General features: G+C 65.5%; 21 protein-coding genes and 3 pseudogenes. 11 read left to right on the top strand and 13 right to left on the bottom strand.

Going from position 1 to position 25620, the window contains the following annotated elements; genetic code table 11:
* Positions 1 to 33: 33 nt before the first annotated feature.
* From J4G43_RS06175 to J4G43_RS06165, 3 genes are all read right to left on the bottom strand, one after another.
* Positions 34 to 1944: a propionyl-CoA synthetase gene (locus J4G43_RS06175; RefSeq protein WP_208084256.1), complete on the bottom strand. Its 1911-nt coding sequence runs from the start codon at positions 1942 to 1944 to the stop codon at positions 34 to 36.
* Positions 1945 to 2276: 332 nt separating this feature from the next.
* A complete protein-coding gene (locus J4G43_RS06170; protein WP_208084255.1) occupies positions 2277 to 3662 on the bottom strand; it encodes a tetratricopeptide repeat protein in 1386 nt (461 codons plus the stop codon).
* Positions 3663 to 3790: 128 nt separating this feature from the next.
* Entirely contained in the window at positions 3791 to 4558 is a 768-nt protein-coding gene (locus tag J4G43_RS06165) for a tetratricopeptide repeat protein (protein WP_208084254.1), read from the bottom strand.
* Positions 4559 to 4664: 106 nt separating this feature from the next.
* On the opposite strand from J4G43_RS06165, the gene J4G43_RS06160 reads away from it, so the two are divergent.
* Together J4G43_RS06160 and J4G43_RS06155 are read left to right on the top strand one after the other, a co-directional pair.
* Positions 4665 to 6242: a cation:proton antiporter gene (locus J4G43_RS06160; protein WP_208084253.1), complete on the top strand. Its 1578-nt coding sequence runs from the start codon at positions 4665 to 4667 to the stop codon at positions 6240 to 6242.
* A gap of 86 nt (positions 6243 to 6328) precedes the next feature.
* Entirely contained in the window at positions 6329 to 7099 is a 771-nt protein-coding gene (locus tag J4G43_RS06155) for a hypothetical protein (protein ID WP_208084252.1), read from the top strand.
* A 172-nt stretch (positions 7100 to 7271) separates the two neighbouring features.
* Here J4G43_RS06155 and J4G43_RS06150 read toward each other — a convergent pair whose 3' ends face one another.
* The 5 genes from J4G43_RS06150 to J4G43_RS06130 form a co-directional block, all read right to left on the bottom strand.
* Positions 7272 to 8078: an SDR family NAD(P)-dependent oxidoreductase gene (locus J4G43_RS06150; protein ID WP_208084251.1), complete on the bottom strand. Its 807-nt coding sequence runs from the start codon at positions 8076 to 8078 to the stop codon at positions 7272 to 7274.
* 46 nt (positions 8079 to 8124) lie between these two features.
* A complete protein-coding gene (locus J4G43_RS06145) occupies positions 8125 to 8538 on the bottom strand; it encodes a DUF1850 domain-containing protein (protein ID WP_208084250.1) in 414 nt (137 codons plus the stop codon).
* Positions 8499 to 10607, bottom strand: coding sequence for a TRAP transporter permease (locus J4G43_RS06140; RefSeq protein WP_208084249.1), 2109 nt, complete (start codon positions 10605 to 10607; stop codon positions 8499 to 8501). Before J4G43_RS06140 ends, J4G43_RS06145 begins: the two co-directional genes overlap by 40 nt.
* Positions 10608 to 10791: 184 nt before the next feature.
* Positions 10792 to 11739, bottom strand: coding sequence for a TAXI family TRAP transporter solute-binding subunit (locus tag J4G43_RS06135; protein WP_166104196.1), 948 nt, complete (start codon positions 11737 to 11739; stop codon positions 10792 to 10794).
* Positions 11740 to 11948: 209 nt separating this feature from the next.
* Entirely contained in the window at positions 11949 to 12428 is a 480-nt protein-coding gene (locus tag J4G43_RS06130) for a hypothetical protein (RefSeq protein ID WP_208084248.1), read from the bottom strand.
* Between the two features lie 197 nt (positions 12429 to 12625).
* Here J4G43_RS06130 and J4G43_RS06125 point away from each other — a divergent pair, with 197 nt between their 5' ends.
* Positions 12626 to 12934 (top strand): hypothetical protein, encoded by a 309-nt coding sequence (locus J4G43_RS06125; RefSeq protein ID WP_208089254.1) that lies wholly within the window; start codon positions 12626 to 12628, stop codon positions 12932 to 12934.
* Between the two features lie 152 nt (positions 12935 to 13086).
* On the opposite strand, the gene J4G43_RS06120 is transcribed toward J4G43_RS06125, so the two are convergent.
* Together J4G43_RS06120 and J4G43_RS06115 are read right to left on the bottom strand one after the other, a co-directional pair.
* Entirely contained in the window at positions 13087 to 14301 is a 1215-nt protein-coding gene (locus tag J4G43_RS06120) for a hypothetical protein (protein ID WP_208084247.1), read from the bottom strand.
* Positions 14302 to 14357: 56 nt separating this feature from the next.
* Positions 14358 to 14984, bottom strand: a complete 627-nt coding sequence (locus tag J4G43_RS06115; RefSeq protein WP_208084246.1) for an NUDIX hydrolase — start codon at positions 14982 to 14984, stop codon at positions 14358 to 14360.
* Between the two features lie 71 nt (positions 14985 to 15055).
* Here J4G43_RS06115 and J4G43_RS06110 point away from each other — a divergent pair, with 71 nt between their 5' ends.
* The 7 genes and pseudogenes from J4G43_RS06110 (at position 15056) to J4G43_RS06080 (ending at position 20508) form a co-directional block, all read left to right on the top strand.
* Positions 15056 to 15481, top strand: coding sequence for a PaaI family thioesterase (locus J4G43_RS06110; RefSeq protein ID WP_208084245.1), 426 nt, complete (start codon positions 15056 to 15058; stop codon positions 15479 to 15481).
* A 306-nt stretch (positions 15482 to 15787) separates the two neighbouring features.
* On the top strand, positions 15788 to 16810 hold the full coding sequence (locus J4G43_RS06105; protein WP_208084244.1) for an aldo/keto reductase: 1023 nt from the start codon (positions 15788 to 15790) through the stop codon (positions 16808 to 16810).
* A 12-nt stretch (positions 16811 to 16822) separates the two neighbouring features.
* Entirely contained in the window at positions 16823 to 18139 is a 1317-nt protein-coding gene (locus J4G43_RS06100; RefSeq protein WP_208084243.1) for a tetratricopeptide repeat protein, read from the top strand.
* 202 nt (positions 18140 to 18341) lie between these two features.
* Positions 18342 to 18917: a hypothetical protein gene (locus tag J4G43_RS06095; protein ID WP_208084242.1), complete on the top strand. Its 576-nt coding sequence runs from the start codon at positions 18342 to 18344 to the stop codon at positions 18915 to 18917.
* A 55-nt stretch (positions 18918 to 18972) separates the two neighbouring features.
* Positions 18973 to 19319, top strand: a pseudogene (locus tag J4G43_RS06090) (DUF3088 domain-containing protein).
* A gap of 168 nt (positions 19320 to 19487) precedes the next feature.
* Entirely contained in the window at positions 19488 to 20063 is a 576-nt protein-coding gene (locus J4G43_RS06085) for a cysteine hydrolase family protein (protein ID WP_208084241.1), read from the top strand.
* Positions 20064 to 20184: 121 nt separating this feature from the next.
* A complete protein-coding gene (locus tag J4G43_RS06080) occupies positions 20185 to 20508 on the top strand; it encodes a hypothetical protein (protein WP_028159156.1) in 324 nt (107 codons plus the stop codon).
* Between the two features lie 31 nt (positions 20509 to 20539).
* Here J4G43_RS06080 and J4G43_RS06075 read toward each other — a convergent pair.
* From J4G43_RS06075 to J4G43_RS06065, 3 genes and pseudogenes are all read right to left on the bottom strand, one after another.
* A pseudogene (locus J4G43_RS06075) lies at positions 20540 to 21804 on the bottom strand (flavin monoamine oxidase family protein).
* A gap of 9 nt (positions 21805 to 21813) precedes the next feature.
* Positions 21814 to 22524 (bottom strand): RibD family protein, encoded by a 711-nt coding sequence (locus tag J4G43_RS06070; RefSeq protein WP_208084240.1) that lies wholly within the window; start codon positions 22522 to 22524, stop codon positions 21814 to 21816.
* Between the two features lie 19 nt (positions 22525 to 22543).
* On the bottom strand, positions 22544 to 23206 hold the full coding sequence (locus J4G43_RS06065; RefSeq protein WP_063985871.1) for an FABP family protein: 663 nt from the start codon (positions 23204 to 23206) through the stop codon (positions 22544 to 22546).
* Positions 23207 to 23349: 143 nt separating this feature from the next.
* Here J4G43_RS06065 and J4G43_RS06060 point away from each other — a divergent pair.
* Positions 23350 to 25469: pseudogene (locus tag J4G43_RS06060) on the top strand (ATP-binding protein).
* The last annotated feature ends 151 nt before the right edge of the window (positions 25470 to 25620 follow it).

The following is a 25620-nucleotide window of genomic DNA, read 5'->3' as shown; positions in this document are numbered from 1 at the left end:
CCGCTTTCGCGGGTGACGACAGCGGAGATCGCCTCACACCCTGCCCTTCAGCGCCTCGCCGATCTCGTCCAGCACCTTGGGATCCTCGATCGTGGCCGGCATGGTCCAGGCTTCGCCATCGGCGATCTTCTTGATGGTACCGCGCAGGATCTTGCCGGAACGCGTCTTGGGCAGGCGGCCGACGGTGATGGCGAGCTTGAAGGCGGCGACGGGGCCGAGCCTGTCGCGCACCAGCGCGACGATCTCTTTCTCGATCTCCGCAGGCGCGCGCTTCACGCCGGCCTTGAGCACCAGGAAGCCGCAGGGCACCTCGCCCTTGATCGCGTCCTTGACGCCGAGCACGGCACATTCGGCGACATCCGGATGCGAGGCCAGAATCTCCTCCATGCCGCCGGTGGAGAGCCTGTGGCCGGCGACGTTGATGATGTCGTCGGTGCGGCCCATGACGAAGACGTAGCCGTCCTCATCCTTGTAGCCGGCGTCCGAGGTTTTGTAATAGCCGGGGAATTCAGTGAGGTAGGCGTCCTTGAAGCGCGCGTCCTGATTCCACAACGTCGGCAGGCAAGCCGGCGGCATCGGCAGCTTGATGACGATCGAGCCCATGGTGTTGGGACCGACGGGCTTTGCGGCTTCGTCGACGACGTCGACCTGGTAGCCCGGCATCGGCACCGTCGGCGAGCCATGCTTCACCGGCAGCATGCCGAGACCGACCGGATTGCCGGCGATGCACCAGCCCGTCTCGGTCTGCCACCAATGGTCGATGACAGGCACCTTCAGCTGCTGCTCCGCCCATTCCACCGTCGGCGGATCGGCACGCTCGCCGGCGAGGAACAGCGTGCGGAATTGCGACAGGTCGTATTGCCGGATGAACTTTCCTTCCGGATCCTCTTTGCGGATCGCGCGGAACGCCGTCGGTGCCGTGAAGAAGGCGACCGCCTTGTGCTCGCTGATGACGCGCCAGAACGCGCCGGCATCGGGCGTGCCGATTGGCTTGCCCTCGTACATGATCGAGGTCGCACCATGCAGCAGCGGGCCATAGATGATGTAGCTGTGGCCGACCACCCAGCCGATGTCGGAGCCACACCACCAGACCTCGCCCGGCTTGACGCCATAGAGATTGAACATCGACCATTTCACCGCAACGAGATGGCCGCCATTGTCGCGCACGACGCCCTTGGGGATACCGGTCGTGCCTGAGGTGTAGAGGATGTAGAGCGGATCGGTGGCGGCGACAGGCACGCAAGGGGCCTTCTTGCCGTCGTTCAACGCCTTGCGGCGAAGGCTCGCCCAATCGTAGTCGCGGCCCGGCGTGAGGTCGCAGATGTGCTGGGGACGTTGCAGCACGATGCAGGCCTTCGGCTTCGTGCCCGCAAGCTTGATCGCCTCGTCGAGCAGCGGCTTGTACTGCACGATCCGGCCGGGCTCGATGCCGCAGCTTGCGGAGAGAATGAGCTTCGGCTGCGCGTCGTCGATACGGGTGGCGAGCTCCTTGGCGGCAAAGCCGCCGAACACCACCGAGTGCACCGCGCCGATGCGCGCGCAGGCGAGCATCGCGACGACGGCCTCCGGCACCATCGGCATATAGAGGATGACGCGATCGCCCTTGGCGACACCAAAATCCTGCATGATGGCGGCGAGCGCCTGCACCTCAGCCAATAGCTCGGCATAGGTGAACCTGGTGACCGAGCCGGTCAGCGGCGAATCATGGATCAGCGCAACCTGGTCGGCGCGGCCGCGTTCGACATGGCGGTCGAGCGCGTTGTAGCAGGTGTTGACGACGCCCCCCATGAACCAGCGGCCGTAGACGCCCTGCGAGGCATCGAAGATCGTCTTTGGCGGCTCGATCCAGTCGATCTCCGTGGCCGCCTCGGCCCAGAAGCCCTGGGGATCAGCCAGCGAGCGCGCATGGACCTCGTGATAGAGGCTCGTTCCCTTGACGTTCATTCCCGCGCTCCCATCCCTTTATTCGCCTGGCCTTGACCTGACCGACAGGACGAGCGTCCCGCCATGACAGGGATCAAGTGCCGGCGTTGTTTGAGAGGTATTTTCCCGGGAACGGGCCGCGGTTCAAGCTGAAAAGGATGGGTCTTTGGGAGGGAGGGAAGAAAGGCCATCGCAGCAAGCTGGAGCCACGACAAAGGTTAGCCCTCTCCCCCTTGCGGGGGAGAGCGGGAGAGAGGGGTGGCCACGAACTCGGTCTAGAGTTTGTGGCCACCCCTCTCCCTAACCCTCCCCCGCAAGGGGGGGAGGGAACGCAGTGTGCGCGTCGAGGCGCCTCAACTCTCCATCGCATTCAGCCGCTGCAGGCGATCCTGCATAACCTTCCTCAGATCATAGCCGGGCCGGCCGAAGCTCGCATTCCGCGTGGCGAGGAAATCGCGCTGGGTCTTGCGGAGGTCGCCGGCCGAACGGCCTTTCGTGGCCTTCAGCACCCGCTCATAGGTCTCGGCGATCTGGCGATCGAGCACGCCGAGTTGCGGATCGGCGCAGATCACCTTCTCGACCTCGCGCTTTGCCGTGGCGCAATCGAACGACGGGCCGTTGCCGGAATTCGCCGCGAGCGGACGCAGCGGCTCGGCGCCGAACTTCGCGATCTCGGCGATCATGCTGCGGCGGCCGTTGGCCGCGTTCTCGTTGCCGGGATCGAGCTTCAGCGCCGTCTCGTAATCGGCCAGCGCCTTCTTGCGCTCGCCCATCTTCTTGTAGAGCACCGCGCGGTTGTTGAAGGTCTGCGCGAAATTCGGATCGATCTTGAGCGCAGCCTCGTAGTCGCTGAGCGCCGCGCCAAGCTCGCCTTTGAGCTGGTAGGAATCGCCGCGGTTGGTGAAGAAGTTCGGCCGCGGCGCCAGCCGCAGCGCCTGGTCGTAGTCGGCGATCGCCTTGTCGTACTCACCCATCGCGGCCAGCACCAGGCCACGATTGTCGTAATATTCGGGGACCTTCGGATCGAGCCTGATCGCCTCGCCGTCATCGGCGACCGCCTTGTCGAGCTGGCCGAGCTTCTTGTAGGCCGCGCTGCGATTGGTGTAGGCGCGCGGCCGGTTCGGATCGAGCCGCAGCGCCTCGCTGAGATCACGGATCGCCTTCTCGTTGTCACCGCCGAGATAATAGTTCACGCCGCGGTCGGACCAGGCCTGCGCATCATCCGGCTTCAGCTTGATCGCCTGATCGTAATCGGCGAGCGCGCGGTCGAGCCGGCGCTGATTGGTGTAGACGACGCCGCGCAGCTCGTAGGCTTCCGCGTCCTGCGGATCGAGTTCGATGGCCTTGCTGAGATCAGCCGCGGCACGGTTGAGATCGCCGCCGGCCTCGCGCAGCAGGTCGCCGCGCAGGCGCCAGGCCTTTGCGTTCTTGCCGTCCAGCGCGATGGCGCGGTCGATATCCCGCAGCGCCTGCGTGAGGCCGCCTGAGGTTCGCGCATTGGCGTCGGCGCGCACCAGCAGCGCGGCGGCGCGGTCGGAGCTCGAATTGGTGGTCTGGTCGATGATGGCGCCGCACGCCGTGATCAGTTCGGCCGGCGCAGTCTTGCTGCCCATCACGCAATCGACGGCAGCAGAGGCCGGAGCGGCGAGGACAAGGCTCATCGCGGCGCTGAGCAGGAAGGCGCGAAGCGGGATTTTGGCAAACGGGAACATTTGCGCGGAAGAACGCGTGCCGCACATCAGGAAGACTCCGTGACATCAGGTTTTCACCATTGTCGCGGCGGGCGAGGAATGGAATTCGGGCCTGTTAGGGACGCACGGGCGTATCGCTCCCTCTCCCCGCTTGCGGGGAGAGGCGAACGAAGCCCTCAATACCCGTCCACCCCGTTGATCCGCTGCAGCCGCTCCTGCATCGTCTTCTTCAGATCGTAGCCCGGCCGGCCAAATCCGGCATTGCGGCGGGCAATGAACTCGTCCTGCTCGCGCTGAAGCGCCTTGGCTTCCGCAGGATTGCGCGCCTCCCGGATCACGCGGGCATTCGATGCAAAAATCTCCCGATCGAGATCGGCGAGCTCGCGGTTGGCGCAGATCGCCTTCTCGACCGCCCGGGTCGCACTCTTGCAATTGAAGCTTGGCTTGCCAGCCACAGCCATCTGCGCGCCGATCCGCTCGAGCTCGCGCGCCATCGCCTTGTGATTGGCCTTGGCCCTCTCGTGGTTCGGATCGATCTTCAGCGCGGCGCCGAAATCCTGCACCGCCTTCGGCTTGTCGCCCTTCTTCAGCCAGAGCTCGCCGCGGGCGTTGAAGAGGTCGGCCAGGGTCGGATCGAGCTGAAGAGCACGGCTGTCGTCGGCGATCGCGCGGTCGACCTGATCATGCCGCGCATAAAGCGCGCCGCGCGCGACCAGCGCCTTGACCAGGTCCACCTTGGCCGTCTTCTCGTTGTCGATGACGGACGCGCAGGCGGGGCCGGCCTTGTCCATGTCGTCGGCGGCAGCAGCAGCAGCGAGGCACGGCGCGACATCGACCTGCACGACGGCGGCGGGCTCGCCGCCGGTCGCGGCATGGGCCGCCCCAAGCGAAAGCGCACAGAGCGCCACCGCACCGGACAATCGAATGAGATTTTGAGAACGCATGCTTGCTGCAGTCGGAAAGTCTTGGCTTGGATCTTGGCTTGAATCTTGGCTTGAGCCTTGCCTTGAGGGTGCACTATCCATCATACGGCCGGATTGGTGCTAGCTTGTGGCACAGCCAAAATCGGTTTCGGGGATCAACGTGTCGACATTCGAATGGATCACCGTGCTTCTGCTCGGCGCCGTTGCATTATCGGCGCTGGCGCGGCGGATCAAGGTCCCCTACCCGACCTTTCTCGCCATCGGCGGCGCGCTGATCGCGTTCGTGCCGAACAGCCCCTCCTGGACGCTCGAACCCGACCTGGCCTTGGCACTTTTTGTCGCACCGGTGCTGATGGATGCCGCCTTCGACACCTCGCTGCGCGATCTCCGCAACAACTGGGTTCCGGTCTCGACCCTGGTGGTCGCCGCGGTCGGCCTGACCACGGTCGGCGTGGCCTTCGTCGCGCACCGGCTGATGCCTGACATGCCCTGGGCCGCCGCCATTGCGCTCGGCGCCATCGTGGCCCCGCCGGATGCCGCGGCAGCGGTTGCAATCCTGAGCCAGGTCAAGCTGCCCTATCGCATGGTGAAGGTCCTGGAAGGCGAGAGCCTGCTCAACGACGCCAGCGCGCTCCTGATCTATCGCATCGCGGTCGGCGCCGTCGTCATGGAGCATCTGAAATGGAGCGAGGTCGCGCCGACGATTGCACTCGGGCTGGTCGGCAGCGTCCTCGCCGGTCTTTTGGCCGGGCGCATCATCCCGCTGTTCCTGGAACGCGTGAAGGAAGCGCCGAGCGCGATCATCGTGCAGTTCGCCACCACCTTCATGGTCTGGATCGCAGCCGAGCATCTCGGCCTCTCCGGCATCCTCACCATCGTCGTCTACGCCATCACCGTCGCGCGCACGGCGGGGGCGCGCATGCCGGCGCGGTTGCGGGTGCCGTCCTATGCGGTCTGGGAGACGATGGTGTTCGTGCTCAACGTGCTCGCCTTCATGCTGATCGGCATGCAGATGCGGCCGATCTGGACGCGGTTGGACGCGGAGGTGCGCTGGGAATATTGCGTGGCCGCAGCCTGGATCCTGCTCACGGTGGTCCTGGTGCGGCTTGCCTGGATCACGTTCTACCGCGCGACGCTGCGCGTCCTGATCGCGCACGGGCTCTATCACCCGAAAGATCCCAAGCAGGTCGCCTCGCCGAAGGGCGGCCTCATCATCTCCTGGTGCGGCATGCGCGGTCTCGTCACGCTCGCCACCGCCTTCGCCCTGCCGGAAAACTTCCCCTACCGCGACTTCATCGTCTTCATCGCCTTTGCGGTGGTGCTGGGCTCGCTGGTCATCCAGGGCCTGACGCTGCGGCCGCTGATCCTCGCCTTCGGCCTCAAGGACGACGATCCCGTCGGTATCGAGGTCGCGCGCGCCCGCGCAGTCGCCTATCGCGCCGCGCTCGATGCGATCGAGGACGATCCGTCGGAGGAAGCGGAAATCCTGCGGCTCGAATACCGCGCCATCCTGATGCAGGCCGACGACGACCCGCACGGCGGCATCGCCAACGGCGAGTTGCCCGCCGATCCGCTGCGCCGCCGCGCCATCGAGGCCGCGCGCAAATCGATCCTCGGCCTTCGCGATACCGAGGTGATCGGCGACGACGCGTTTCACCGGATCGAGGAAGAGCTCGATCGCGCAGAATTGAGCGCCGGCGGTTAAACTCCGCTCGAGCGTTGAGCGGCGTGCCGGCCTATCCAGGTGGTTAGGAGCTTGAACCAAACACCGCCTCTCCAGACTCATTCCAGATGACGACCTTGATCGACGACCGTCGTGTACGCGCGCGTGATGCGTCGCCTGCACGATATTTTTATCTCAATATGGCACTGGCCTGCGCAGCCACCGCGTTTCTCGGCTTCGCGCCGACCTATTTCGTACCGCTCGCGCAGCGGACGTTTTCGGCGAGCCCGGTCATTCATTTTCACGGGCTCCTGTTCTTCACCTGGTCTCTCTATTTCGTGATCCAGACCTGGCTCGCGGCGTCGGGCCGCGTGGTCAATCACCGCGCGCTCGGGGTTGCCGGCGTGTCGCTTGCGACCGCGATGACGATCTTCGGCTTCCTCGCCTCCGTGCATGTGATGCAGCACGCCGCCGCACTTGGGCAGAAGGATGCCGGCATCGGCTTCTCGATCGTGCCGATGAGCGGCATCGCGTTCTTCGCGGTGGTGTTCGTGCTCGCAATCATCAACACGCGAAGGCCCGAGATTCACAAGCGCCTGATGCTGCTTGCCGCGGTCTCGATCCTCGATGCCGCGATCGCGCGCTGGTTCATTACCTTCCTCGCGCCTCCGGGACCGCCCGGCCCGCCGCCGGTGCCCGTCACGATCGCCCCCGCCGTGGTCGCTTCGCTCCTGCTCGTCGTCGCCATGGTGCGCGACTGGCGCACCGATGGCCGCGTGCAGCCGGTCTACATTTACGGCACGCTCGCGCTGCTGGCGGTGAAGGTGCTGAACTGGCCGATCAGCGAGAGTGCCGCGTGGCATTCGTTTGCCGGCGGGATTCTGGCGCTGGCGCAGTAGTTCTCCGATGTCGTCCCGGACAGGCGCAGCGCAGATCCGGGATCCATAGCCACAGGCCGGCGTGGTTACGAAGGCTCGGAGTTACAGCTTAGCAAAACAACTCTGTCCTGTGGCTATGGGTCCCGGGTTCGCGCTTTGCGCGCCCCGGGACGACAGTGGAGTATGAGGCGCCTTAAGCCCCCGCCTTGCACGTGATCCCGCCGTCCACCACCAGCTCGATCCCCGTCACATATTTCGACTCGTCCGACGCCAGGAACAGCGCGGCATTGGCGACGTCCCAGGCCTCGCCCATGTGCCCCATCGGCACCTGCGCATCGCGGGCGCGCCACATCGCTTCGACGTCGCCCTTGGCGTAGCTGTTCGCGAGACCCGCGGAATGCTCCACCATCGGCGTCTTCATCAGGCCGGGCAGGATTGCATTCACCCGCACATGGTTCTTCGCGAACTCGACCGCGGTGGAGCGCGTCAACTGGTTCATCGCCGCTTTGCTGGCGTTGTAGCTGACATAGGAAATCCCGACATGGCGAATCGAGGCGATCGAGGAGATGTTGATGATCGAGCCGCCGCCCTGCTTCACCATCACGGGGATGACCTGCTTCATGGCGAGATAGGCGCTCTTGAGGTTGACGGTGAAGACGCGGTCCCAGCTCTCTTCGGCGAGGTCAACCACGCTGCCCATCTCGGCGATGCCGGCATTATTGTCGAGCACGTCGATGCGGCCATGGGCCTTCAGGCAAGTCGCCACCATCGCCTCAATCTCGCTCGCGCGCGAGACGTCCGCGGTGAAGGCAGTCGCATTGCCGCCCTCACCCGTGATGATCTTCGCGGTCTCCTCGGCTGCAGCACCGTTGCGATCGACGCAAAACACCTGCGCGCCCTCGCGCGCAAAGGTCACCGCGGTCGCCTTGCCGTTGCCCCAGCCGGGCCCGATCGAGCCGGCGCCCACCACCATCGCAACCTTGCCCTTGAGCCGATCCATCGCGTGTCTCCCGTGTTGTTGTTAATTGTAGCCCGGGCGTGGCGAGCTACGGATCGTTACAGACCTTCATCGTGGTGACGTTAGCACCGATGGGATGCCCGACAATCTCCGAAAGAGTCCGGCAGCTTCCATCATGGCATAGCCGCCATTCCCCGGCCGCGCCGGAATTGCCAAGCACGACCTCCTGCATCGGCGCACGCTGCGGCTGCCATTGAAACCAGCCGTCGACGAGCCGCGCCTCGGGCGGCGGCTCCATGCCGGGACCGGTGCCCTTGACGCGGGCCTGCACCAGCTCGAGGCCGGCGGGGGTGACGCGCCAGTCTTCCTGCCACTCCACCTTCGCGATCGAATGCGTCCACACCAGCGTGAAGGCGGAAAGCGCCAGCGCTTTCACGACTCCAGCTGTTGCGAGGCAGAGGCTCACGCGGCTTCGACGACGGCGGGCGGACGCTGCCGCCATTGCCACAGCAACAGCGCGGCGGAAAGCACGAAGCCGGCGGTATCGCTGAAGGCGAAATCGCCGAGCAGGCACAGCGCGGCTCCGAGCGCGAGCACGCGTTCGAGCAGCGTCATGCGCGTGAACAGGAAGCCGATCGCGACCATGCCGAACAGGCCAATCGCCACCAGCGCCTTGAAGGTCGCGAGCGCCACCGCACCATAGAAGCCGAGCTTGGCCGCCATGGGATCGCCGGTCTGCAGCATCAGCGCCGGCGAATAGACGAAGATGAAGGGGATGACATAACCCGCCAGCGCGATACGCATCGCCTCCCAGCCGATCTTGTCCGGATTCTCCTTCGCGATCGGTGCCGCCGCCAATGCGGCGAGTGCCACCGGCGGCGAGAGGTCGGCCATGATGCCGTAATAGAACGCGAACATGTGGCTCGCGATCAAGGGCACGCCGAGCTTCGCCAGCGCGGGCGCAGCGAGCGCGGCGGTGATGATGTAGGTCGGGATGGTCGGAATGCCGGTGCCGAGCAGGATCGACAGCAGCATGGTCATGATCAGCGCCAGGAACAGGCTCTTCTCGCCGAGACCGATCACCCAGCTGCCAAAAATGGTGCCGACGCCGGTCTGCGACATCATGCCGATGATGACGCCGACGATGGCGCAGGCCATACCCACCGTGATCGCCGACTTCGCACTCTCGGCCAGCGCATTGCGGCATTCGCGCAAGGCCGCGAACCCGCCGCGCACGAACGCCGTGATCACGATAAGCCCGACGACGACGCTCGCGACCGGCACGATCTGGAGACCGTCGCGCGACAGCGCGCCGACGACGAGCGCAAGTCCGATCCAGAAGATGGAGCGGACGACCATCGAGGAGGCGCCGGCCGTGATGCTGGCGCCCAGGATCAGCGTCACCGTGAGCGCAAGGCCCATGCTGCCAGCATAGAGCGGCGTAAAGCCCTCGAACAGCATGTAGACGAGCGCGGCGAGCGGCAGCACGAGGTACCAGCGCGTCACCAGCGCCTTCCAGGCGCTCGGGATCTCCGAGCGCTTCATGCCGACGAGACCGTGCTTGCCGGCTTCCAGATGCACCATCCAGAACGCTGAAGCGAAATAGAGGATGGCGGGGATCGCCGCCGCCTTGACGATTTCCGAGTACTGGACGCCGAGCGTCTCCGCCATGATGAAGGCGACCGCGCCCATCACCGGCGGCATGATCTGGCCGCCCATCGAGGCCGTCGCCTCGACGCCCGCCGCAAAGGCGCGGCGATAGCCGAACCTGATCATCAGCGGAATCGTGAACTGGCCGACGGTGACGACGTTGGCGACGCCGGAGCCGGAGATCGTGCCCATCATGCCCGAGGCGAACACCGCGACCTTGGCGGGGCCGCCGCGGGTCCTGCCAAATAGCCCAAGAGAAACGTCGGTGAACAGCTGGATCATGCCGGCGCGCTCCAGGAACGAGCCGAACAGGATGAACAGGAAGATGTAGGTCGCCGAGACGTAGATCGGCACGCCGTAAAAACCTTCGGTGCCGAACGACAGATGCGTGACGATCTGGTCGAAATCATAGCCGCGATGGTTGAGCGGCGACGGAAGGTACTGCCCGAAGAAACAGTAGAGAAGACACGCGCCGCACATCAGCGGCAGCGCCGCGCCCATCAGGCGCCGCGTGCCCTCGAAGATCAGCACCGCGAGCAGCGTGCCGACCGCTAGATCGAGCCGTGTCGGATCGCCGTCGCGCGCAATCAGGTCGGCATAGAAGATCCATTGATAGAGGCCGCAGAAGAAGCCGGCGCCGCCGATCACCCAGCCGAGCGTACGGCCGACATCGCTCTTCGCGGTAAAGTTGGCGATCAGGCCGAAGGTGAGGAGAACGAGGAAGCCGACATGGACGCCGCGCACCACCTGGCTCGGCAGATAGTTGAAGGCGGCGACATAGAGCTGGAAGGTGGCGAAGGCGATGCCGATCCAGTAGGCGAGCGTGCCCCACCAGCCCGGACCAAAACCTTCCGGAAAACCGTGCTCGAAATTGTCGAATTCAACCTTGATAGGCCCTGCGGAGCCCTCTGCCTGCAACATCGATATGTCCCCAACCGTCCAGCGCTTTTAACATTGCACAGCGTCTCCAGACCGTCATGCTCGGGCTTGTCCCGGGCATCCACGGACTTTCTCGCCTAGCCTTAGAACGTGGATGGCCGGGACATCTGCGCGAAGACGCGCTTCGCGCTTTTGCCCGGCCATGACGTCCGATAGCGAAAGCTGACTACTTGATCAGCCCTTTTTCCTTGTAGTAGCGGATCGCGCCGGGGTGCAGCGGAACCGGGCTGCCGGTGGCGGCCGTCTCGAGCTTGATCTCCTTGCCCGCGGCATGGGCGTTCTGCAATTCGGGCAGCGACTCGAAGATCAGCTTGGTCATCTGGTAGGCGAGGTCGTCCGACACCGCGGAGCTCGTCACGAGATAGTTGACCACGGCCGCGGTCGGCACGTCCTTGTCCTGGCCGGTATAGGTATTGGCCGGAATGATTGCCGAGATGAAGGGCGGGCCGATCTTGTCGATGGTCTCCTTCGGCACCGACACCACGGTGATCGAGGCCGAACTCGAGAGATCCTTCAGCGAGGCGACGCCAAGGCCGGCCGATTGAAGCGTCGCGCCCAACTGGCGGTTCTTCATGAGATCGACGGATTCGGCGAACGGCAGATATTCGACCTTGCCGAGGTCCTTATAGGTCATACCTGCGGCCGCGAGGATCGCACGGGAATTGAGCTCGGTGCCCGACTTCGGCGCGCCGACCGAGAGGCTCTTGCCCTTGAGATCTGCGAGCGTCTTGATGCCCGATTCGGCGGTCGCGACAATCTGGATGTAGTTCGGATAGATCGCGCCGATGGTGCGCAGCTTGTCCAGCTTGGTCTTGAAGCCGGCTTCCTCGTCGCCCTCCCAGGCGGCTTTGAGCGAGTCACCCAGCGTGAACGCAATTTCACCGCGGCCCTGCTGGAGCAGGATCAGGTTCTCGACCGACGCCTTGGTGGCCTGCACCTGCGTCTTCACGTTCGGAATCTTGTCGCCGTAGATCTTTCCGATCGCGACCCCGAGCGGATAGTAGACGCCGGAGGTGCCGCCGGTCAGCACGTTGATGAAGGATTGCGCATGCGCGCAAGGTGCCGACGCCGCCAGGGCAAGAGCCGCGGCCGCGCCGAAAATCGTCCGTTTCATGGTTGTTGTACTCCCCAAACCGGCCGGGAAATTGGCCGGATGGGGGAAGCGGGTCAACCCATCCAAAAGTCACAACAGGACTGCGGTAAACGGCTGACCCGGCTCGATTTTTGGGGAACCCGCGGGTGCGGCGAGGTGGCGCAGTCAGGGTCTGGCGCGTGTCTCGCCGCGCTGGCAAGCCTTACTGGCAGGCTCTTGCTGGCAAGCCCTTATTGGAAGGTCATGTCCAGGCACTTGGAGATGTCGGAGCCGAGGCCGGACGAGATGATGATGCAGCCGCGCACCTTCTGCGCGGTGACATCGGCAGCCCAGACCGAGTAGCCGCCGGGGCCGAAGAACGAGTTGGTGTTCGGCGGCTCGGTCTCGGTGGCGTCGAAATCATAGTGGCCGTCGGTCTCGAAGATGCGCGGCTTCTTGGTACAACCGCCGTCGGTCTGGACGTTGATGACTTCCTTGTTGTCGCGGGTCAGCGCGAGCGAGACCTGGCAGCGGAAATATTCCGAGGTCTTGGTATTGAACAGGTAAGTGTAGGACTTGCAGGTCGCGGTGTTCAGCTTGCCCGGGGCGAGGCCACGGCTGCACGAAATCCGCTGGTTGTGGCTGAGCTGGTAGTCATCCGCCCAGGCGGCGGGTGCCAGCGTCGTCACCAACAGCGCGGCGGCTGAGCAGGCTTTAACGACATGGTTCATCCGAATCATCCCCCTACCAATATTTTTGTCGAATTGCGTTCTAGACTGAAAGCGGAACATAGTCGCGCGGGGACGAAGGGAAAATCACAAACTGCTGGGCAGGACGTGATGCGCTGCGGCGCTTTCGCAAATTGACCTGTAAACGCCGTTCGTGATTTGTTCAAGATGGCAACCCCAACGATGGGGAGGATGGGATGATGGCATTTTCAACGAAGACATTTGCACTTGCACTCACTGCAGCGCTCGGCGCGTTCAGCGCACCCGCATTGGCGCAGACCGCGGCAACGCCCTGGGAGCTCAAGCCCGACACCGGCTATGCCTATGACAAGGACGGCAAGACCTTCTCCTACAAGATGGGCACCAGCAATGCCGGTGAACTCCTGAAGGGCGCCAAGAAGGTGCCGAAAGGCACGCTGTTCTTCATCGGCCACAACGGCCAGCTCTACATGCGCAGCGGCCCGTATCTCGAAGGCGACGGCAAGTTCAAGTTCGGGTCGGATCAGTAGGGGCGACGGCCAACCCAAGCATTCGGTGTCATCACCCGCGAAGGCGGGTGATCCAGTATTCCAGAGGCCGTTGTGCTTCAATCGAGAGGCTGCGGCGTACTGGATGCCCCGGTCAAGCCGGGGCATGACAGCGGAGGATGTGGCAGCGAGGACTAGAACGCCCCCGCCAGCTCCCGTGCGCCGGCATTGTTGCTGTTCGAGTCCATCCGCGTATCCGTCACCGCCAGCAGCTTGGCCACCGTGTTGTGGCGGATCGCGACCGGGTTGCGCTCGTAGCCGCCGCGCTGGAAGAAGTTCGAGGTCGGCACCTGCTCGCGCATCGCCTGCGGCATCGTCACCATGTCGAGGCCGGTGCCGTCGCCGGTGAGGTTCATCATCTCGAGCTCGGCGGCGGTGAGCGGCCGGGTGTAGCCCTTGGTGCGCGCGAACAGCACCGAAGTCAAAAGCTTATGGGTTTGCAGCATCGGGCCGATATCGATGTCCAGCACCATGGCATGCATGGCCCAGCCCTGCGCGGTGTTGCCGATCTTCTCGTGCTCCGACCAGGTGTCCGGCACCGATTTCGCCTGCGCCACCATCTTCTTCAGCACGGCAAGCTTGTGCTCGAGCGGCTGGCGCGCCGGCCCGGACGTCCGCGCCACCTTGTCGGAAAGCGCGCGGATGAGTTCATGGCCCTGCTCGGCCAGCAGCTCGACGCTGTTGGTGGTCAGGAGCTGGTTGTAGCCCATCGCGGTCGAGATCGCGCGCTTGCCGCCATGCTCAATACCCGCCTGCACGTCGTAATTGCCGGTGCCGCCGGTCTCGAACGAATAGACCCGCACCGCCTGCTCGCGCGTCAGCCCCGAGGCGAGCGCGTAGCGCGCATAGGCGCGCTTGAACTCGACCTCGCTGGACGGCCGCTGCGGCGTGAACTGATAGAGCTCCCGCGCCGCCTGCAGGAGATCGGCGACCACCGGTATCGGCTTTCTGGTCGGACGCTCCGGCGTTTCCTCCGGCTCCGGATTCACCGGCCGCTTCGGCCCGTTATAGAGCGGCGGATGCTGCAGCACATAATCGTCGAGCGTGACCTGCTGTCCGCTGCGCCGCTTGGCGTTGCGGCCTTTCCGCTTCTCGGAGATCTGGCTCCAATAGGCACCCGCCTCCTCGTCGAAGGCCGCGCGCGCCGCCTGATATTCCTGCAGCTTGCGCCGATATTCGAGCACGGCCGGCGACGCGCCACCCTGCGCAAAAAACTTCGACAGCAACTGGGCGTTGGCATCGCGGACGGCCGGCGGCAGCGCGTCGGCCTCGCCGCCGCGCGCGGCGGGCGCGAGCAGAACGAGCGCGAATGGAACCAGCGCGAGATGTTTTCGAATCGAATGATGCATGCTGCCCTCTTAGCAGGCATCCGGTAACCGTCACGTTAACGCGCCGTTTACCATCGTCACTTCCAGGCGAACACCGGTTGTTCCAGCTCGGTGACCCGGGTGTGACGTCCCGCCAGCACCTCGCGGAACTGGTAGATCAGCGCCGCGGTCGGCGCGTGAATCAGGCTCGTCTCGTGATGGAAGCGGATCACGCGGCGGGAGCTTTCGGGAATCGCGATGAAGTCGAACGCGTCTTCATGCTCGATCGTGGCGAGCGCGATGTGGTGGACCGAGGCGACCTCATCCGGGTTCGGCCGGATCGCGGCACTGTCGGCCGTCCAGACCACCACCGGCGTGATCAGATAGCCGGAGCGGGTCGGATAATCATCGAGCGTGCCGAGCACCTCCGCGTGCGTGAGGCGGAGGCCAAGCTCCTCATCAAGCTCGCGCAGCGCCGCCTCGACCGGCGTCTCGCCGGCATCGCAGCGGCCACCCGGCAAGGCCCATTGGCCGCGATGGGCGCGCAGGTGTGACGCGCGCAGCGTGAGCAGGAATGCGGTGTCATCGCCGTCACTCGCCGCGGTCAGCGCGACCGCCACCGCGGCGCGTTTCAATGCGGCCGGCGCATCATCCTCCGGCAGGCGCGTGAAGGCCGCGCAGGCAGCCGCGATATTCCGCCGTGTGGCATCGTCGAACGGTCTCATGATGCTTGACTACACCACGTCAGGCCCCGATGAAATGAGCTCGCAACGCCCGCGCAGCAATGGACGACGACATGACCAACAAGGCCGCCGCAAGGCTCAAATCGGACGGCTGGAGCATCCTGGAGACCACGGGCTTCCTGCACCTGATCGGCCCCTTGTGGGAGCGCGAGGTCGACGGCCATTACGAATTCGCGCTCGCCACCGAGGACAAGCACCACAATCGCCGCGGCATGGTCCAGGGCGGCGTGATGATGACGTTCGCGGACCGCACCTGCGGCATGACCGCCCGTTACGTTTCCGGCAAGGAGTTCATGGCGACGGTGCAGCTCGATACCCATTTCGTCGAGGCCGGCCAGATCGGCGACATCCTGATCTCCCGCCCGCGCGTGGTGCGCTCGACGCGCAGCCTCATCTTCATGAGCACCGAAGTGACGGTGGGTGGTCGCTGCATCGTGATGGCGAATGGCGTGTTCAAGATCTTGAAGGGGCCGGGGTAGCGTCGCGCGGTCGGGCTGCCGCTCTAACTACACCCACCGCTGTCGTCGCCCGGCTTGACCGGGCGACCCAGTACGCCGCAGCCTCTCGGCTCAATCACAGCCGTCTCTGGAATACTGGATCGCCCGCCTTCGCGGGCGATGACAGCTGAGAGTGCGGCAAGCGCCCTCCCCAATCTCGTCATTGCGAGCGCAGCGAAGCAATCCAGTATCTTTCCGCGGATGCATCTCTGGATTGCTTCGCTGCGCTCGCAATGACGGAATTAGCTGGCTATGCTGCCAGCTTCGATAGCGTTGAGGAAACAGCCCATGCAATACCGCCAGCTCGGCCGCACCGGCCTGAAAGTTTCGCCGATCTGTCTGGGCACCATGATGTTCGGCGGGCCGACCGATGAAGCCGCATCAAATCGGATCATCGCCAAGGCGCATGAGGCCGGGATCAATTTCATCGACACGGCGGATGCCTATTCGAAGGGCGGCTCCGAGGAGGTGGTCGGCCGCGCGATCGGCAACAACCGGCACGCCTGGGTGCTCGCCACGAAACTCGCCAACCCCATGAACACTGGTATGGGCGACGATCCCAACCGTGTCGGCCTGTCGCGGCGCTGGGTGTTGCAGGCCGCCGATGAGAGCCTGAAGCGGCTCGGCACCGACCACATCGACATCTACTATCTGCACAAGGAAGACCATGCGACGCCGCTGGAGGAAACGGTGCGCGCGATGGGCGATTTGATCCGCGCCGGCAAGGTGCGCTATTTCGGCGTCTCGAACTACCGCGCCTGGCGCGTCGCCGAGATCTGCAACATCTGCGACCGGCTCGGCATCGACCGGCCCGCGGTGAGCCAGCCTTATTACAACGCCATGAACCGCATGCCCGAGGTCGAGCACTTCCCGGCGTGCTCCTATTATGGCCTCGGCATCGTGCCCTACAGCCCGCTGGCGCGCGGCGTGCTCACCGGCAAGTACAAGCCCGACGCCGCGCCGGACAAGGAGACACGCGCCGGCCGCAACGACACCCGCATGATGCAGACCGAATGGCGGCCGGAATCGCTCCAGCTCGCGCAGGAGATCAAGACCCACGCCGAGACGAAAGGCATCACCGCCGGCCAGTTCGCGGTCGCCTGGGTGCTGAACTCCACCTTTGTCAGCTCGATCGTCGCCGGCCCACGCACCGAGGAGCAGTGGGACGGCTACATCCGCGCGCTCGACTACCGCTTCACGGCGGATGACGAGGCGCTGATCGACCGGCTGGTCGTGCCGGGCCATCCCTCGACGCCGGGCTACAACGACCCCGCCTATCCGATCGAGGGACGCCGCGCGCGGACGGCTTGAGAGCTGAAGACGATGACGGCGCACGAAGACCGCTACGGCCTTTCGCTCTCGACGTCTTCGCACGAGGCGGCAAGCGCCTATCGCGAAGGCGTCGATCTCATGCTGGCCGGCTGGACCGGCACGGCGGAGGCGCTGGAACGCGCGATTGCGGCCGATCCGGATTTCGCGCTGCCCCATATCGCCCGCGCCCGCGTGCATGCCTTCTATCAGCAGGGCGATCTCGCCCGGCAGAAGGCGGCACGCGCGCGCGAGCTCACAGCGAAACGCGGCACGGAACGCGAGCGCTCGCATGTCGAGACGCTGGCGCTTGCGATCGAGGGCCGGCTGCCCGAGGCGATCGCATCGACGCTGAAGCACATCGACGCGTGGCCGCGCGACGCTGTGGTGCTGTCGCTGCCGCTCGGCGCGTTCGGCCTGTTCGCGTTCTCCGGCATGCCCGATCACGACCGCGCCCGGCACGAGCTGTGCGAGCGCGTCGCGCAGCATTATGGCGAGGACTGGTGGTTTCTCACCATGTCCGGCTGGGCCATGACCGAGAATGGCGACGTCGCGCGCGGTCGCGGCGTCACCGAGCGTGGCTTCGACCTGCGCCGTCAGAACGCCCACGCCGCGCACGCCGTGCTGCATGCGATGTTCGAGGACGGCTCGATCGACGCGGCTGATCGTCTCGTCGACGAGTGGATCCCCTCTTACGACCGCACCGGCATCCTGCACGGCCATATCCGCTGGCACCAGGCGCTCGGCGCGCTCGAGCATGGCGATGCGGCGCGCGCGCTTGCGATCTATGCCGACGAGCTTCGGCCCTCCGCCACGAAGGCGCCGCCGCTCAACGTCGTCACCGACGGCGCCTCACTGCTCTGGCGCCTGTCGGCTTACGGCCACGCCGTGCCGGAAGCGCTCTGGCTCGAGGCCGATGCCACCGCGCAAAAACTGTTTCCGAAATCGAGTCTGCCGTTTGCCGACGTCCACATGGCGCTGTTCGCTGCGGCGACGCAGAACCAGGAGGCGCTCGCCGCGCGCCTCGCGGCGATCGAGCAGCGGCTCGGCGACGGCAAGCTGCCGGCCGGTCCCGTGGTGCCGGCGATCTGCCGTGCGCTCGTGGCCTTTGCCCGCGAGGATTACACCTCATGCGTGCAAACGCTCGCGCCCGTCCTCGGCGAGGTCGTGCGCATCGGCGGCAGCCATGCCCAGCGCGAACTGATCGAGGATACCTACATCGTCGCGCTCATGCGCAGCGGCGAGCTGCCCCGCGCCCGCGCGCTGCTCGATGCCCGCCTGCACCGCCGGCCGTCCTTGCGCGATGCGCGCTGGCAGGCGGCGACCGTCTAGCTCTGCCACGAAAAAAACATCGGTCTGGCAGCAAGTGGCCTGCTAGGACGGGATGGGGCGATCGGATGAATCGCCGATGGGTGGTGCGGTGGTATTCCAGTCGGGTTTAGCTGAACAAACGGGATCGCAACCAATTTGTGGTTCGCTCGTTGTTGAGCGGAGCTTTCCCGCCGCCGTGGCCCCCTGGCATACGAGCCTGATGATGCGCCTCCGCCGACCGGTCCTCGCCGCGGCCCTCGCGACTCTCGCAAGCCCTTGTTTCGCCGAGTCTTCCGCGCCCATTCCCGTCAACAACCCGCCGGCGCAAAACGCCTTTATCGACCTGCTGGCGCTGATGTCGGGCCACTGCAAGACGCTGAAGGTTGCGGGGCGCACCTTCGCTTGCAAGACAGTGGCTTACGCCCATGGCGACAAGGGCCGGGTCAATTTCGCAGTCGCCGTCGACGACCCCTCCGACGCCAACCACGTCGTGTCGTTCTCCGGCGAGAACGGCCAGCGCGCGGACGACAATTCCTACGAGCTGCGAATCGACCGCATGCTGCTCAATTCCAAGGACCGACCCAAGGTCGACGGCCTGCCGGTGCCGGGCGAGCAGACCTCGACCGGCGTCTGCCGCCAGACCGGCAATTTCGCCGCAAGGAAGGTCACCGACGTCACCTGCACGGCGACCGACAGCGAGGGCCGCCGGTACGAGCTGCTGTTCGTCTCCGACGGCAAGCCGGTGAGCGTACGCCGCATCCGGCAATCGTCGCCATCGATCCAGGATCCGTTCAAGTAACGGCATCATCCGCTGCTGCCGGCATGTATGATCGCGCCATGCTTTGGAGCGATTCATGACGCGCGACCGCCTGTTTCTGCTGCGCCCTGGTTTCGAGGATCCCGCCTTTCCGGGCCAGCGCTTCTATTGCTGGCATTGCGCGCTGATCGAGGGCGTGCTCGCCTCGTTTCCGCAGCTCGCCGAAAAGCTCGACGTTGAGCGGATCGCATGGCCGCGCCCAAGGCTGTCGGTGATCGCGCTGGTCGGCGAAGAGAACCAGTCGCTGCCGCTGCTCGTGCTGGCCGACGGGACGACGTCGCCGCACCAGACGGTAGCCACCACGACCGCACCTTCATTGCCGACAAGGACGCGATCCTCGCCGCGCTCTCCGAACGCCACGGGTTTCCCGACCCGCATCCGTGAGGGCCCACTCGCGCAGCTCTCCGTGTCCCGGATGCGGCGCAGCGCGTAGCGCTGCTCCGTAGAGCCGGGGCACGAGAGCTGTCGCGAAACGAGGGAAAATCGACATTGCCTGTCATGTCGGTCGCCCCGCATACTTCGCGCAGCAAGCAAGTCTGAAAGCCGCTCCTCATGATCAGCCCCCTTCCCGCCCTCGTCGTCGTCGACGTTCAGCGCGCGTTCGACGAATGGGAGGCGGCGGGCAAGCGGCGCAACAATCCGGACGCGGTGGCGCACATCGCCGATCTGCTCGCCGCATTCAGGAAGCGCGGCGCGCCGATCTTCCACATCCGCCACGAGGGCACAAAGCCGAACTCGACGTTCCTGCCGTCGCGTTCCGGCTACGCGGTCAAGGACGAGGCGCGCGAAGCGCCGGGCGAGGCGGTGATCGTCAAGCGCGTCAACAGCGCCTTCATCGGCACCGATCTCGAGACGCGCCTGCGCGCAGACAACATCACGACGCTCGTGATCTGCGGCGCCACCACCAATCATTGCGTCGAGACGACGACGCGGATGGCCGGCAATCTCGGTTTCGACGCGAGCCTCGTGCGCGATGCGACCTGGACCTTCGACCGGATCGGACCAGATGGCGACAAGCATTCGGCTGAAGAAATTCATGCGATGACGCTGTCGAATCTCAACGGCGAATTTGCGCGCATCGTCAGCGCCGCCGACGTGATCGCTTCGCTCGAAACGATGCGACAATAGATCGCGCCACATCATTCACACGTCGATCGGAATTTCGTCTGCGTCGTTTCGACGCCCGCACTGGCCGGAACGCAGCGGACAGCCATCTGTTATCACGCGACTTCTCAACTGGAGTGATGACATGAAGTATCTCTTTGTCGCGATGGCTGTGGGTGCAGCGGCGCTCGCCGGCGGATCCACGGCCAACGCGGCGGGCAAGGCCAGCGCGAAGCAGAACGCGCCAGCCGGCCAGTCCACCGACATCAGCGCGCAGCACAGGCACCACCACCACCACGGCCATCGCCATCACCAATGGCGCCATCACCACCACGGCTACTATCGTCCGCACTACCGGAGCTACGGCTATTACCCGCGGCACCACGGCTATTACGGCGGCGGACCGTACGGCTATTATGGTGGCGGAGGTCCCGGCGTGACGTTCAGCTTCGGCGGCGGCCGCTGGTGAGCGATAAGGCCCGCCTTGTGCGGGCCTTTTTTCATCCCCGCAAAATCATCTCCGCAGTCTCCAGCCCGCTCGCCAGCGCCGCCTCGACCGTCCCCATGTCGCGGCCGCGATAGAGTGCTTCGCCGGAGAACAGCACCGGACCGTCGGCGCGCGCGAGGATCGGGCCTCGCGCGTCCGCGGCGTCGCCCAGGAATAGGCGCCGCGGGCGAAGGGATCGTGCAGCCAGTTGGTCGCCGCAGCCGCCACGAGATCGCGCGCGATGTCGTCCCGCGACACGCCGAAGATGGCCGCAAGCGAATCGACCCCGGCATCGATCAACCCCTGCCGATCGAGCTTCGCAAGCTCGGCCGTCCGCGGCCCGCCGAACCAGCCGGTGAACACGGGATGCTGGTCCGGATGCCGCGTCCACCACACCGGGATCGACTGGTCCGACAGCAGGAAGGTCATGTCCGCGAGATCTTCGTTTCGCTCGCGCCACCACGGCCGCGCGAACCGCAGCAGGATCTTTATCACGCTGCCGAAGCCGATATCGTCAGTTGCCGCAGCCTTCGCGCGTGCGCGTCCCGGAAGCGCGATCTCGCGCAGCAACGGCAACGGAACGGTGAGGATCGCGCGATCGCAGCCATGCGCGTCGCCGCCGGCCCAGCGGACGGCCAGCGCACCGCCCGTCTCCTCGATCGCCGACACCGCGCAGCCGAAGCGAAACGTCACGCCAAGCCCGCGGCACTCGCGCGCCAGAAAATCGATCAGCGCGCCGTAGCCGCCGACGATGCGCGCCTGGGTGTGATGCCCGCCGTCCATCCATTCTTCGCGCAGCGCCAGCGTCGAGGCGCGCTCGGGGTCTGCGGCGTCGTAGCCCTCGACCATGCGCTCGATCGAATGGCGCAGCTGAACATACTCGGGGTCGGCAAAATGACGGCGCAGGAAATCGGCAACCGTGAGGTCATCCTTCAACGCCCCCAGCGCGGCGTACAGCTCTGCCTCGTGCGGATCGTGACGGTGTTCGTGCGAGAGCCTCGTGCCGTCAAAACTCCACTGGGTGCCTTCGATCTCCTGCAGCGACAGTCCCGCCTCGCGCACCAGCTTGCGCGTGACCGGCGCCTCACCATGGACGAATTCGGCGCCGCCATCGGCGGGGTAGCCGAACTCCGACGCCGGCAGCGGATCGATGCGCCCGCCGCAGCGCTCGCGCGCCTCCAGGATCGTGACCGTCCTGCCCGCACGTGCCAGCTCGCGCGCCGCCATCAGCCCGGCCGCGCCGGCACCGACGATGACGATGTGCTCCAATTGTCCCATGCCGATGCCTTACTTGGGCATCGCTTGCGGGTCGTTCTTGATCAGATACCGCAGCAGCAGAACGCCACCGCCGAGGTCGCGCGTGCTCTCCAGCGTCATTGCGGCGAGCGGCGCGCGCTTGTCGCTGTCCGCGTCCGTCGAATCGAACACGAAGGGTGCGCCCTTGGCGCCATCGATCGCGGGGCTGAGGATCAGGTTGAATTCGTCGATGAGGCCGGCGCGCAGGAAGGCGCCATTGGCGACGCCGCCGCCCTCCACCAGCAGGCGCTTCACCCCTAACTCGCGATTGAGGATGTCCAGCGTCAGCGCCAGGTCGATCTCGGACTTGCCGGCGAAGATATAGGACACACCCTCGCCGCGCAGCCCCGCCAGATGCGAATCCGGCACGTTCTCGGTCAGCACCACCACGATCGGATCGCCGCCGATGTCGGACCGGCCCCAGCCGATCTTGCCCTGTGCATCGAGCACCACGCCGTAGGTTTTGGCATCGCGCCGCGCGAACCAGCTTTGGCGGGGAAATGTCTCGCCCGCCGTTTCGGGATAGGGCTTGCCCTTGGCGAACTCGGAGCCGGTGACGCGGCCGATCACCCAGGCGTGGCCGCCGAGTTCGTCATGGATCTTCTCGAACCAGTCTGTGCCCGCCCCCTTCGGCCGCCAGCGGCTGGGATGCGTGCGGCCGTCCAGGCTGGAATGCATCAGGCAAATGACGTAGGGCTTCATGCAATTCTCCGGGTACGCTTCAGGCCGCTGATCCATCGCGCCCGGCGCGATCCTTCACGATCACCGCCAGCGGATTGAGCTTTGGCGGCGCGACGAGCTTCAGCGTGTTGCTGTCGTGATGATTGAACGGCGCGCCGCGCACGAACAACTCGGTCTGGATCAGATAGCTCCAGCTTCCGTCATCGTTGAAGGTGATGTCGCAGCGATAGGAATCGGTGCGGAAGGCCTGTTCCAGGAAATCGGTCGAGCAGATTCCGTAAGCCGTGTCGCCGCGCTTCGCCGTGACCGATATCTTCCTGTCATCCGGCCCGGCCTTGCCCGAGGCGAGCAAGACCTGTCCGCGCGGAATCGCGAGCGTCTGCATGATCAGCCCGGTCGCGGGCTCCCACAGCCAGTAGCCGACCTGGTCGTGGAAGGTGATGTCTTCCTCGGGCGTGTTGATGTGGATGTGATAGCGCAGCCCGTAAAACAGCTGCGGCCCGTTGGCCTGCGGGTCGATCGGGTCCATGCGGATGCGCTCGATGAAGGTCCGCCGCTCCGGCCCCTCCGCCTTCGGATTGATGTCGATGCCCTTGTCCGCCTGCCAGCTCCCTGCGAGCCGGCGGAGTGGGCCGAGATTGGCAAGGCCGTCGGGCGAGACGTCCTCGGGCTCGGTGAAGATGTCGGCGGGAATGGGGAGCATGGGAACCTCGCGTCAAGTTGCGGGGAGCAGCAATAGCACAAGGACGGCGGGAATCGACTGGAATGGAACCAGAGCGCGCGCCGGGTGTTATCTGCGCTTGAGCACGAGCCCTCGAAAGCCGGCTCGAATGGGCAAGGACGCCCGTGTCGCGCGTAGCGGGGGATCCGGTGCTGTCTGAGAAGGCTGCTCGGCGGTCGATTGAATTGGGCTTCCTCGCTGACGGGGGCAAGCTGGGCGCGATGATGAGCGCCCGCGACTGGTCGGATTCACCGCTCGGTCATCCCCGCGATTGGTCTCAGGCGCTGAAAACGACGGTCAGCATGCTGCTGGCCGCGCAAGCCCAGATCGTCCTGTTCTGGGGGCCCGACTTCGTCCGCTCTACAATGACGCCTACGCCCCGGGCATCGGCGCCAATCATCCCCGCGCCCTCGGTCGCCCCGCGATCGAAAACTGGGGGGAGCTGTGGGACGATCTCGAACCGCTCCTGTCGGGCGTGCGCCGAACCAGAAAGACATTCGCCGCCAAGGATCGTCCGTTCTACGTCGAGCGCCACGGCTACGGCGAAACCAGCTACTGGGACGTCTCCTACTCGGCCGTACGGGACGATGACGGCTCGGTCGGCGGAGTGCTTTGCATCGTGTCCGAGACGACGGAGCGCGTACTGGGCGAGACGCGGCTGCGGGCGAGCGAAGCGCGATACAGGGAGCTGACCACGACCCTCGAGCAGCGCGTCGCCGAACGCACCGCCGAGCGTCATTTGCTGGCGACGATCGTGGAAACCACCGACGGACAGATCCAGGCGCTCGATCGCGATTATCGCTGGCTGGCGATCAACACGTCCTGCGCCGATGCCTATCAGCGCATCTACGGCAGGCGGCCGCAGATCGGCGATTCCCTGCACGAATTTCTGGCCGACCGGCCCGAGCATCTCGCTGCGGCGACCGCGATCTGGAGCCGGGCGCTGGCCGGCGAAGCCTTCACCAACATCGATGAGTTCGGCGATCCCCGGTTCGACCGCCGCGTCTACGAGATGAAGTTCGAGGCGCTGCGCGCTCCGGACGGCACGCGGATCGGCGCGTTCCTGACCGGGGTCGACGTGACGGATCGCCTGGAGGAGCAGGCGCGACTCGCGCAGGCCGAGGAGGCGCTCCGCCAGGCCCAGAAGATGGAGGCCATGGGCCAGCTCACGGGCGGCGTCGCGCACGACTTCAACAATCTGCTCACGCCGATCGTCGGCCTGCTCGACCTGTTTCAGCGCAAGGGCATCGGCGGCGAGCGCGAGCATCGCCTCATCGCCGGCGCGGCACAGGCGGCCGAGCGCGCCAAGACGCTGGTTCAGCGCCTGCTCGCTTTCGCGCGCCGGCAACCGCTTCAGGCCATTCCCGTCAACATCGGTCTCCTCGTTGCCGAGATGGGAGACCTGATCTCGAGCACGACCGGACCGCAAATCCAGGTGACGGTGGACACGCCGGAAGACCTTCCTGCGGCCATGGCTGATCCCAACCAGATCGAGATGGCGATCCTGAACCTCAGCGTGAACGCCAGGGATGCCATGCCCGGCGGCGGCAAGCTGCGCATCTCGGCGAAGGCCCGGACGGTTGGAGACTCTCACAATTCGGAATTGGCACCGGGCGCCTATGTCTGCATCTCCGTCGCCGATACCGGCATCGGCATGGACGAGTTCACGCTGGCCCACGCCGTCGAACCGTTCTTCTCGACCAAGGGCGTCGGGCGAGGCACCGGTCTCGGTCTCTCGATGGTCCACGGCCTTGCGTCACAGCTCGGCGGCGCGCTGACGATCAGGAGCGCCGTGGGCGCGGGGACGACGGTCGAGCTGTGGCTGCCGGTCAGCCACGCCGTCGCGAGCGCCATTGATGCCGTCCCGCAATCAAAACTGCGGCCACAGCCCGTCGGCACGGCTCTGCTGGTGGATGACGAACCGCTGGTGCGCATGAGCACCGCCGAGATGCTGGGCGAGCTCGGCTACAACGTCGTCGAAGCCGCCTCGGCGGAGGACGCGCTTCAGCGCGTCAGGGAAGGCCTGCGGCCGAACCTGCTCGTCACCGACCATTTGATGCCCGGCATGAGCGGCACAGACCTCGGCCTCGCGCTGCGCAATCAATATCCCGAGCTCCAGATCCTCGTCGTGTCAGGCTACGCCAACAACGAAGGCATCACGCCGGACCTGTCGCGGCTGACGAAGCCGTTCCGAAGCGATGAGCTGGCGGCGAGCCTGGCGGGCTTGGCGAAGGCGGGGCGATAGAAGACGCAAGCGGACGAACAGCTCGTATGAGCGAGAGCGACATGCCGGTGCGATGACATGTATCGGCGATCACGCCGTGATGATCGATGCGCGGGCGACTGTACCCCAGTCCGATCGGAGGAGGCTGCCCAGCGGACGAACCTCCTCAACC

It is taken from the genome of Bradyrhizobium barranii subsp. barranii, from assembly GCF_017565645.3.
GTDB classification, from domain to species: Bacteria; Pseudomonadota; Alphaproteobacteria; order Rhizobiales; family Xanthobacteraceae; genus Bradyrhizobium; species Bradyrhizobium barranii.
This window is presented reverse-complemented; position numbering and strand designations above follow the sequence as displayed.